Origin of the sequence: Cellulomonas hominis, assembly GCF_901521055.1 — a bacterium.
Classification (GTDB): domain Bacteria; phylum Actinomycetota; class Actinomycetes; order Actinomycetales; family Cellulomonadaceae; genus Cellulomonas; species Cellulomonas endometrii.
On sequence record NZ_CABEGA010000083.1, the window covers coordinates 1 to 9,992 of the forward strand.

Genomic DNA, 9,992 nt, shown 5'->3' on the forward strand with positions numbered 1-9,992 from the left:
CGCTGACCCCGCGACCTCACCCCCTGCCTCGCCCCGGGCGCACCGAGATGACACCGCGCGCCTGCGCCGCGTCCCCTGCCGCAGGCCGGGAGTGTCATCTCGACGTCCCGCGGACCCCCCCGCGAGCGGGGCCGTGCAGGTCAGGTGGGTGTCGGCGCTCGCGGCTTTCCCCGGTGGACATGTGAGCGCTAACATCGGCACGATGACTGGCGGCCGACCGGCCGCGGGCGGGATCGGGACGGCGGGCAGCGCAGCCCGGGCGAAGGAGCACACGCGATGGCGCAGGAGCGGCACGACGACGCCGGCACCCAGGACGACCGCACGCAGCACGACGGGACGCAGCACGACCGCACCCGCGACGACCGGATCCGCGAGGCCATCGCGGCGGGCACGACCTCGCTGGGCATCGAGCTGGGCTCGACCCGGATCAAGGCCTGCCTGATCGGCCCCGACCACGCGCCCGTCGCGACGGGGAGCCACGACTGGGAGAACCAGCTCGTCGACGGGGTGTGGACGTACTCGCTCGACGCGGTCTGGGCCGGGCTGCAGGAGTCGGTCGCGACGCTGCTGGACGACGCGGAGCGGCGCTACGGGGTCCGCCCGACGACGTTCGGCGCGCTGGGCGTCTCGGCGATGATGCACGGGTACCTGCCGTTCGACGAGGCCGGCGAGCTGCTGGTGCCGTTCCGGACGTGGCGCAACACCTCGACCGGACGCGCGGCCTCGGAGCTGACCGACAAGCTGGGGTTCAACATCCCGCTGCGCTGGTCGATCGCCCACCTGTACCAGGCGATCCTCGACCACGAGCCGCACGTCCCGCGGATCGACTTCGTGACGACGCTGGCCGGCTACGTGCACTGGAGGCTCACCGGTCGCAAGGTCCTGGGCGTCGGCGACGCGTCGGGCATGTTCCCGATCGACCCGGCGACGCGGGGCTACGACCGCACGATGCTGGCCCAGGTCGACGAGATCGTCGCGACCCGCCGCCCCGGCCTGAGGCTCGAGGCCCTGCTGCCGGAGGTGCTGCCCGCGGGCGCGGAGGCCGGCCGGCTGACCGCGGAGGGTGCCGCGCTGCTGGACCCGACCGGGACCCTGCAGGCCGGCATCCCGCTGTGCCCGCCGGAGGGCGACGCCGGCACCGGCATGGTCGCGACGAACTCGGTCGCGCCGCGCACGGGCAACGTCAGCGCGGGGACGTCGATCTTCGCGATGGTCGTCCTGGAGCAGCCGCTGACCCGCGTGCACCACGAGCTCGACGTGGTGACGACCCCGGCCGGTGACCTGGTCGCGATGGTGCACTGCAACAACGGCGCCAGCGAGCTCAACGCGTGGGCCGGGCTGTTCGGGGAGTTCGCGACGGGTCTGGGTCGCGACGCCGCACCGGACGACGTCTTCGGCGCCCTGTTCCGCGCGGCGCTCGAGGGCGACGCGGACGGCGGCGGCCTGCTGGCCTACAACTACCTGTCGGGCGAGCCGATCACGGGGCTCGAGGAGGGCCGCCCGCTGGTCGTGCGGACCCCGGGCAGCCGGCTGACGCTCGCGAACTTCATGCGCACGCAGATCTACTCGGCGTTCGGCACGCTGAGCCTCGGCATGCAGGTGCTGGCGGGCGAGGGCGTCGAGATCGACGCGATGTTCGCGCACGGCGGCATGTTCAAGACGGCGGGGGTCGCGCAGCGGCTGCTCGCTGCGGCGATCGGCGCCCCGGTCGCCGTCGGGGAGACCGCGGCCGAGGGCGGCGCCTGGGGCATCGCGGTGCTCGCGGCCTACCTGGGCGCGGCCGGCGAGCAGGACCTGCCGACCTACCTGGCCGAGCGCGTCTTCGGCGACGCCGAGGTGGACGTCGTCACCCCGGACCCGGCGGACGAGGCGGGCTTCGCCACGTTCCTCACCCGCTACCGCGCGGGCCTCCCGGTCGAGCGCGCAGCGACCGAGTCCGTCTGATCCCGCCGAGGTCGGCAGCCGGTGGCCGAGATCGGCACCGCCCGCTGCCGATCTCGCCCCCGGAGTGCCGACCTCGGCCTCCGTGCCCGATGTGAGAGCGAGGAACCACCTGATGACCCGATCCCTGGACGAGTACCCGCAGAGCGTGCGCGACGCCGTGACGCGGACGCGTGGGGTGGTGTCCGCGCTGCACGCCGAGCTGCCGCGCTGGGAGCTGATCGTGTGGACGGCCGGCAACGTGTCGCAGCGGGTGCAGGTCTCCCCGGACGGCCCGTCGGACGCGGACCTGTTCGTCATCAAGCCGTCCGGTGTCACCTACGACGAGCTGACTCCGGAGTCGATGGTCGTCTGCGACCTGGACGGCACGCTCGTCGAGGGCACCCGCTCGCCGTCGTCCGACACCGCCGCGCACGCCTACGTCTACCGGCACATGCCCGAGGTCGGCGGCGTGGTGCACACCCACTCGACGTACGCGACCGCCTGGGCGGCCCGCGCGGAGCCGGTGCCGTGCGTGCTGACGATGATGGCCGACGAGTTCGGCGGGGACATCCCGATCGGCCCGTTCGCGCTGATCGGCGACGACTCCATCGGCCGCGGCATCGTCGAGACGCTGCAGGGCTCCCGAAGCCCGGCCGTGCTCATGCAGAACCACGGGCCGTTCACGATCGGCAAGGACGGCAAGGCCGCGGTGAAGGCCGCCGCGATGGTCGAGGAGGTCGCCCGCACGGTGCACATCTCCCGCCAGCTCGGCGACCCGCTGCCGATCCCGCAGGACAAGGTCGACTCGCTGTACGCCCGCTACCAGAACGTCTACGGCCAGGGCACCGCAGCCCCGGCCGCCACCACCACGAAGGAGCAGGACGCATGACCAAGCCCTACGCCGACCGCGAGGTCTGGTTCTTCACCGGCAGCCAGGACCTCTACGGCGAGGAGACCCTCCGCCAGGTCGCCGAGCAGTCGCAGGAGGTCGCGCGGCAGCTCGACGCCGCGTCCGACGTGCCGGTGACGATCGTGTGGAAGCCGGTCCTCAAGGACTCGGCCGCGATCCGCCGCGCGATGCTCGACGCGAACTCGGACGACCGCGTGCTGGGCGTCATCACGTGGATGCACACGTTCAGCCCGGCGAAGATGTGGATCGCGGGCCTGGACGCGCTGCGCAAGCCGCTGCTGCACCTGCACACGCAGGCCAACGTCGAGCTGCCGTGGGACAGCATCGACATGGACTTCATGAACCTCAACCAGGCCGCGCACGGCGACCGGGAGTACGCGTACATCGCCACGCGCCTGGGCGTCGCCCGGACCACGGTGGTCGGCCACGCGTCGAACCCGGCCGTCACCAAGCGGGTCGGCACTTGGGCGCGCGCCGCCGCGGGCTGGGCCGCCACGCACGAGCTGAAGCTGGCCCGGTTCGGCGACAACATGCGCAACGTCGCGGTCACCGAGGGCGACAAGACCGAGGCGGAGCTGCGGTTCGGCGTCTCCGTGAACACGTGGGGCGTCAACGAGCTGGTCGCCGCGGTCGACGCGGTGGCCGACGCGGACGTCGACACCCTGGTCGCCGAGTACGAGGACCTGTACGACGTGGTGCCCGAGCTGCGCCGCGGCGGGGACCGCCACGAGTCGCTCCGGTACGCCGCCCGGCAGGAGATCGCGCTCGAGACGTTCCTGACGTCGGTGGGGGCGAAGGCGTTCACCACGAACTTCGAGGACCTGGGCGACCTGCGCCAGCTCCCCGGCATCGCGGTGCAGCGCCTCATGTCCAAGGGCTACGGCTTCGGCGCCGAGGGCGACTGGAAGACCGCCGTCCTGGTGCGCGCGGCGAAGGTGATGGGCGAGGGGCTGCCCGGCGGCGCGTCGCTGATGGAGGACTACACCTACGACCTCACGCCGGGCGCGGAGAAGATCCTCGGCGCGCACATGCTGGAGATCTGCCCCTCCCTGACGACGTCGAAGCCGAAGGTGGAGATCCACCCGCTCGGCATCGGCGGCAAGGAGGACCCGGTCCGCATGGTGTTCGACGCGGACCCGGGCGAGGGCGTCGTCGTCTCGCTGGCCGACATGCGCGACCGGTTCCGCCTGACCGCCAACGTCGTGGACATCGTGCCGCCCACGCAGGAGCTGCCGAACCTGCCCGTGGCCCGTGCCGTGTGGGAGCCCCGCCCCGACTTCGCGACCTCCGCGGAGGCGTGGCTGACCGCCGGCGGCGCGCACCACACCGTCATGTCGACCGCGGCCGGCGTGGAGGCGTTCGAGATCTACGCCGACATCGCGGGCACCGAGCTCCTGGTGATCGACGAGCACACCACCCGTCGCGCGTTCCGCGACCAGGTGCGCTGGAACCAGGTCTACTACCGGCTCGCCCAGGGCTTCTGAGCCCGGTCGCACCGCACGGCCCGCCCCCGGTCCAACCCGGGGGCGGGCCGTTCGTCGTCCGGGGCGGGTGCCACCCGATCGGCGGCATGAGTTCGGCCACCGAACTCAGCGACAGGGTGAAGTCGTCGGCCGCAGGCCGTCACGACGGTCCGTCAGAACTGGTCAGATGAGCCCTGACCTGCGGATATACCGGGCAGACGCGGGCTGGTGGCGACCGTTATCCATCTGCAACCTGCGCCCCGAACCTTTGGCTTGACTTCTTGAACTCAACCCCGCGAGAGTATGCGCGTGCTCGCCGACGGCGAGGGGGCGATCCCTCCCGGCACGGCGATGGGCAGGACGGGCGACGACGCGAGTCGGGTCCGTGACGATGAGGTCAGCAACCCTCTCGAGGAGGAGAAGGACATGAAGAGCATCAGGTTCGTCGCACTCGGCGGCGCCCTCGCGCTCGGTCTGGCGGCGTGCTCCGGCGGCGGCGCCGGCGCCGGCAACGACGACGAGTCGGGCGCCGCGGCCGACCCCAGCGAGCTCACGATCGGCGTCGCGATGCCGACCGAGACCTCCGAGCGGTGGATCGCCGACGGCGACGCGGTGAAGTCCCAGCTCGAGGAGGCCGGCTACACGGTCGACCTGCAGTACGCCGCGGACGACATCCCGACGCAGTCGCAGCAGATCGACCAGATGATCACGAAGGGCGCCGACCTCCTGATCGTCGCCTCCATCGACGGCACCGCGCTGGCCAACCAGCTGCAGGCCGCGGCGGACGCGGGCATCCCGGTCATCGCCTACGACCGTCTGATCAACGGCACCGAGAACGTCGACTTCTACGTCACGTTCGACAACTACAACGTGGGCGTCCAGCAGGCCACCTCGCTGCTCGTCGGCCTGGGTCTGCTCAACGCGGACGGCACCGAGGGCACCGCCACCGGCCCGTTCAACATCGAGCTGTTCGCCGGCTCGCTGGACGACAACAACGCGCACTTCTTCTACCAGGGCGCGATGGACACGCTGCAGCCCTACATCGACGAGGGCACCCTCGTCGTGAAGTCGGGCCAGACCGACATCGAGCAGGTCGCCACGCTCCGCTGGCTGCAGGAGACCGCCCAGAAGCGCATGGAGGACCTCCTGACGTCCTCCTACTCGGACGGCTCCAAGGTCAACGGCGTGCTGTCGCCCTACGACGGCATCTCCCGCGGCATCATCACCGCGCTGCAGAACGCCGGCTACGGCGCCACCATCGACGCCGGCCTGCCGGTCGTGACCGGCCAGGACGCCGAGATCGCCTCCGTCAAGCTCATCCAGGACGGCACGCAGTTCTCGACGATCTTCAAGGACACCCGCAAGCTCGCGGAGCAGGCCGTCATCTCGGCCGAGTCCTTCCTGGAGGGCGAGGAGCCCGAGGCGAACGACACCGAGTCGTACGACAACGGTGTGAAGGTCGTCCCGTCCTTCCTGCTCGAGTCGGACATCGTCTACGCCGACAACATCCAGTCGCTCCTGATCGACTCGGGCTACTGGACCGCTGAAGAGGTCGCGGCCGGCCAGTCCGACTGACCCCCCGGCTCCACCCGCACGACCGCGAGGTCGGCCGGCACCCACCCGGGTGCCGGCCGGCCCGCGGCGGTGTGATCCATCGCCCGACGAACGAGGACGGTCGAGGCCGCATGAGCGACCACATCCTGGAAATGCACTCCATCACCAAGACCTTTCCCGGGGTCAAGGCTCTGCAGGACGTCAACCTGAACGTCAAGCGGGGGGAGATCCACGCGATCTGCGGGGAGAACGGGGCCGGCAAGTCCACCCTCATGAAGGTGCTGTCGGGCGTCTACCCGCACGGCACCTACGACGGTGAGATCCGCTTCGACGGGGAGACGGTCGAGTTCGGCTCGATCAACGACTCCGAGGACAAGGGGATCGTGATCATCCACCAGGAGCTCGCGCTGGTGCCCTACCTGTCCGTCGCGGAGAACATCTTCCTGGGCAACGAGCGCGCGTCGCACGGCCTGGTGGACTGGAACCGGTCGAACTCCGAGGCCGCCGTGCTGCTGGCGCGGGTCGGACTGGACGAGAACCCGACCACCCCGATCGGCACCCTCGGCGTCGGCAAGCAGCAGCTCGTGGAGATCGCCAAGGCGCTCTCCAAGAAGGTGAAGCTGCTGATCCTGGACGAGCCGACGGCCGCCCTCAACGACTCGGACTCCGAGCACCTGCTGAACCTGCTCCGGCACCTCAAGGGCCAGGGCATCACCTCGATCATGATCTCGCACAAGCTCAACGAGATCGCCGAGATCGCCGACTCCACCACGATCATCCGTGACGGCAAGACGATCGAGACGCTCGACATGGTCGAGGACAAGGTCACGCAGGACCGGATCATCAAGGGCATGGTCGGCCGCGACCTCGAGCACCGGTACCCGGAGCACGTCTCGCACGTCGGCGAGGAGGTGTTCCGTGTCGAGGACTGGCACGTCGAGCACCCCACGCAGCCGGGCCGCGTCGTCGTCGACGGCGCCTCGTTCGACGTCCGCGCCGGTGAGATCGTCGGCATCGCCGGCCTCATGGGCGCCGGTCGCACCGAGCTGGCGATGAGCATCTTCGGCCGCTCCTACGGCCGGAACATCTCGGGCAAGGTCTTCCTGCACGGCAAGGAGATCCAGACCCGCTCGGTGACGGAGGCCATCAACCACGGCCTCGCGTACGCCACCGAGGACCGCAAGACCTACGGCCTGAACCTCATCGAGGACATCCGCCGGAACATCTCCGCCGCGGGCCTGCACAAGCTGTCGAAGGCCGGCTGGGTCAACGGCAACGAGGAGATCAAGGTCGCCGAGGAGTACCGGCGGTCGATGAACATCAAGTCGCCGACCGTCATGGCCCTCACCGGCAAGCTGTCCGGCGGCAACCAGCAGAAGGTCGTCCTGTCCAAGTGGATCTACACCGACCCTGAGGTGCTGATCCTGGACGAGCCGACGCGCGGCATCGACGTCGGTGCGAAGTACGAGATCTACACGATCATCAACAAGCTCGCGGACGCGGGGAAGGCCGTCGTGGTCATCTCCTCCGAGCTGCCCGAGCTCCTGGGCATCTGCGACCGGATCTACACGCTCGCGTTCGGCCGGATCACCGGCGTGCAGGAGCGTGCGGTCGCCACCCCGGAGAGCCTCATGGAGCTCATGACGAAGGAAAAGGAATCGGTTCGATGACGGCTGTGGCAGGCCTGCGGGACATCTTCACGAAGAACCTGCGGACGAGTGGTATCTACATCGCGTTCGTCGCGATCATCGCGCTGTTCGCGATCCTGACGGACGGCGTGCTGCTCGCCCCGGGCAACCTCACCAACATCGTCCTGCAGTACTCGTACATCCTGATCCTCGCCATCGGCATGGTGATCGTGATCATCGGCGGGCACATCGACCTCTCGGTCGGGTCCGTGGTGGCGCTCACCGGTGCGGTGTCCGCGATCCTCGTGATCAAGAACGGTCAGCCGTGGTGGGTCGGCATCCTCGCCGCCCTCGTGGTCGGCCTGCTGGTCGGCGCGTGGCAGGGCTTCTGGGTCGCGTACGTCGGCATCCCGGCGTTCATCGTGACGCTGGCGGGCATGCTGCTGTTCCGCGGCCTCACCTACGAGGTGCTCGACAACATCTCGCTGTCGCCGTTCCCGCAGGCGTACCAGCAGGTGGCCGGTGGCTTCCTGAACGGCCTGCTCGGGGGCGACGGGTACGACGCCTTCACGCTCGTGATCGCCGCCATCGGCATCGTCGGCTACGCGTTCTCGTCCTACCGCTCCCGCATGGGCCGCGTGCGCTACCAGCAGTCCGTCGAGGCGATGCCGCTCTTCATCCTGAAGATCGTCCTCATCGCCGTGGTCGTCATGGCGTTCGCCTGGCAGCTGGCGCACTCGCGTGGTCTGCCGATCGTGCTGATCATCCTCGCCGTGCTGATCCTGGCCTACAACACCGTCACGACCCGGACGGTCTTCGGCCGCCACGTCTACGCGATCGGTGGCAACCTGTCGGCCGCGCAGCTCTCCGGCGTGAAGGTCAAGCAGGTCAACTTCTGGATCTTCGTCAACATGGGCTTCCTGGCCGGTGTCGCGGGTGCGATCTACTCGTCCCGCTCCAACGGTGCCCAGCCGGGCGCCGGCAACATGTTCGAGCTCGACGCCATCGCCGCCTGCTTCATCGGCGGCGCGTCGACGACCGGTGGTGTGGGCCGCGTGACCGGCGCCATGGTCGGTGGTCTGATCATGGCCGTCATGTCCAACGGCATGCAGCTCATGGGCGTCCCGCAGTCGACGCAGCAGATCGTCAAGGGCCTCGTGCTCCTGCTGGCCGTCGCGTTCGACATCTACAACAAGCGCCGCGCCGGCGGCCGCTGACCGCACGCGCACGACGGCCGAGGGCCGGGACGGGTCACCCGTCCCGGCCCTCGGCCGTTCGCGCACCCCGAGGGTGCGGCTAGAGCCAGCGGTTGCGGCGGAACGCCCGGTGCAGGCCGATGCACGCGCCGGCGATGACCGCCAGCACCACGAAGTACCCGTACCGCGTCCCGAGCTCCGGCATGTGCTCGAAGTTCATGCCGTAGATGCCGGCGATGGCGGTCGGCACCAGGGCGATCGCCGCCCACGCGGAGATCTTCCGCATGTCCTCGTTCTGCCGCAGGGCGACGCGGCTCTGGCCGGTGGTGACGCGCGCGGTGTTGGCCTGCAGCACGTCGGTGAGCTGCCGGTCGATCACCTCGATCGCGTCGACGGCCCGCAGCAGGTGGTCGTGCACGTCCCGGAAGTACGGCTCGGCCGCGGCGGGCACGTGCGGCACCTCCCCGGCGGCGAGCCGCTCGAGCGGGCGCTGCAGCGGGAGCATCGCCCGGCGGAACTCCGCGACCTCCTGCTTGAGCTTGTAGATCCGCTCGGAGTGGTCGTCCTCGCCGGGGCCGAACACCAGGCGCTCGATGTCGTCGACGTCGAGGTCGATGTGCTCCAGGGCGACCTCGTACGCGTCGACCACGCGGTCCGCGGTCCGGTACAGCACCCCGGCGGGCCCGAAGTCCTCCTCCGGCGGCACCCCCGCGTCGAGCTCGGACCGGACCTGCCGGAGCACCCCGCCCTCGCCGTGCCGCACCGAGACCACGGCGTGCGGGCGCAGGAACATCGCGATCTCGGTGATCTCCACGACCTCGACGTGGTCGACGTACCGGACGGGCTTCAGCACCACGAACACCACGTCGTCGTACATCTCGAGCTTCGGTCGCTGGTGGGCGTTGACGGCGTCGTCGACAGCGAGCGACGGCAGGTGGAACTCCGCGGCCACCTCGGCGATGTCCGCCGCCGACGGCTCCCGCAGGCCGACCCACACGTACCCCTCGGTCGCGCGCGCGGCGTCACCGGCCTCCCCGAGCGGCACCCGCCCCGGCACCCGCCGGCCCTCGGTGTACAGCCCGCAGTCGCCGATCGCCGCGTCCGCCCCGACCCGTCCCACGTCCGTCACCCGCCCACTCTAGGTTCCGCCCGCCCCCGGGGCGCTCCGGCCACGCCACCCCACCCCGGGGGCCGGGCGGCCGGGGCTCGGGGGCGTCCGGCGCGGCGGACGGCGACGACCGTGGCGGCGTCGGGGCTGCCCGCCCCGACCGCCGCGCGGCGCCGGATCCGCCCGGCGCGCCCGTCGGCGCCGCGGCCG

Annotated in this window: 7 protein-coding genes; 6 read left to right on the plus strand and 1 reads right to left on the minus strand. The window is 70.6% G+C overall.

The genetic code is table 11. From position 1 onward, the window contains the following. The first annotated feature begins 276 nt into the window (after positions 1–276). From KJP73_RS17690 to mmsB, 6 genes are all read left to right on the plus strand, one after another. Positions 277–1,944, plus strand: coding sequence for a xylulokinase (locus tag KJP73_RS17690; RefSeq protein ID WP_213284199.1), 1,668 nt, complete (start codon positions 277–279; stop codon positions 1,942–1,944). 112 nt (positions 1,945–2,056) lie between these two features. Next, complete coding sequence (locus KJP73_RS17695) at positions 2,057–2,812, plus strand: L-ribulose-5-phosphate 4-epimerase (RefSeq protein WP_213284200.1); 756 nt, start codon at positions 2,057–2,059, stop codon at positions 2,810–2,812. Beyond that, positions 2,809–4,317, plus strand: a complete 1,509-nt coding sequence (gene araA, locus KJP73_RS17700) for an L-arabinose isomerase (RefSeq protein WP_213284201.1) — start codon at positions 2,809–2,811, stop codon at positions 4,315–4,317. The genes KJP73_RS17695 and araA overlap by 4 nt, the downstream gene beginning before the upstream one ends. 405 nt (positions 4,318–4,722) lie before the next feature. Beyond that, a complete protein-coding gene (chvE, locus tag KJP73_RS17705; protein WP_213284202.1) occupies positions 4,723–5,871 on the plus strand; it encodes a multiple monosaccharide ABC transporter substrate-binding protein in 1,149 nt (382 codons plus the stop codon). Between the two features lie 110 nt (positions 5,872–5,981). Next, on the plus strand, positions 5,982–7,520 hold the full coding sequence (mmsA, locus tag KJP73_RS17710) for a multiple monosaccharide ABC transporter ATP-binding protein (protein ID WP_213284203.1): 1,539 nt from the start codon (positions 5,982–5,984) through the stop codon (positions 7,518–7,520). Continuing rightward, a complete protein-coding gene (gene mmsB / locus KJP73_RS17715) occupies positions 7,517–8,695 on the plus strand; it encodes a multiple monosaccharide ABC transporter permease (RefSeq protein WP_213284204.1) in 1,179 nt (392 codons plus the stop codon). The genes mmsA and mmsB overlap by 4 nt, the downstream gene beginning before the upstream one ends. Positions 8,696–8,774: 79 nt before the next feature. Here the strand turns inward: mmsB and KJP73_RS17720 are convergent, their stop codons facing one another. Beyond that, positions 8,775–9,803 (minus strand): magnesium and cobalt transport protein CorA, encoded by a 1,029-nt coding sequence (locus KJP73_RS17720; protein WP_213284205.1) that lies wholly within the window; start codon positions 9,801–9,803, stop codon positions 8,775–8,777. Positions 9,804–9,992: the final 189 nt, after the last annotated feature.

Bases quoted from the DNA above. Each gene is read 5' to 3' on its own strand.
- KJP73_RS17690 (WP_213284199.1), top strand. From the start codon at position 277: ATGGCGCAGGAGCGGCACGACGACGCCGGCACCCAGGACGACCGCACG.
- araA (WP_213284201.1), top strand. From the start codon at position 2,809: ATGACCAAGCCCTACGCCGACCGCGAGGTCTGGTTCTTCACCGGCAGC.
- mmsB (WP_213284204.1), top strand. From the start codon at position 7,517: ATGACGGCTGTGGCAGGCCTGCGGGACATCTTCACGAAGAACCTGCGG.
- KJP73_RS17695 (WP_213284200.1), top strand. From the start codon at position 2,057: ATGACCCGATCCCTGGACGAGTACCCGCAGAGCGTGCGCGACGCCGTG.
- mmsA (WP_213284203.1), top strand. From the start codon at position 5,982: ATGAGCGACCACATCCTGGAAATGCACTCCATCACCAAGACCTTTCCC.
- chvE (WP_213284202.1), top strand. From the start codon at position 4,723: ATGAAGAGCATCAGGTTCGTCGCACTCGGCGGCGCCCTCGCGCTCGGT.